The 501-nt window shown below is 66.1% G+C and carries 1 pseudogene; it reads left to right on the top strand.

Annotated features, from left to right (window positions below):
- Positions 1-501, top strand: a pseudogene (gene aauR / locus D1614_RS29175) (two-component response regulator AauR); the annotation flags it as partial.

Here is a 501-nt window from a genome sequence, read left to right as displayed (position 1 = left end):
AGACCGGCACGGGCAAGGAACTGGTCGCGCGCAGTCTGCACACCCTTTCTCCGCGTCACGACAAGCCGTTCATCGCGCTGAACTGCGGCGCCGTGCCCGAACAGATTTTCGAAAGCGAGATGTTCGGCCACGAGGCCGGAGCCTTTACCGGTGCGGGCAAGCGGCGCATCGGCAAGCTCGAGCACGCCTCGGGCGGCACGCTGTTCCTCGACGAGATCGAAAGCATGCCGATCGCGCTGCAGGTCAAGCTGCTGCGCGTGTTGCAGGAGGGCGCGCTGGAGCGGCTGGGCTCGAATGCGTCGGTGCGCATCGACGTGCGCATCGTGGCGGCCGCCAAGGGCGATATGGAAGCGCTGATCGAGGCGGGCGGTTTCCGGCGCGATCTGTACTACCGCCTGAACGTCGTCGCCATCGACCTGCCGCCGCTGCGTGAGCGCCGCGAAGACATCATCCCGCTGTTCGAACACTTCCTGCTCGAAGCCGCCGTGCGCTATCAACGTC

It is taken from the genome of Maribellus luteus, from assembly GCF_003576475.1.
In the GTDB taxonomy this organism is placed as follows: Bacteria; Bacteroidota; Bacteroidia; order Bacteroidales; family Prolixibacteraceae; genus Draconibacterium; species Draconibacterium luteum.
Note: the sequence above shows the minus strand (reverse complement) of the source record. Positions and strands in the feature narration are given on the sequence as shown.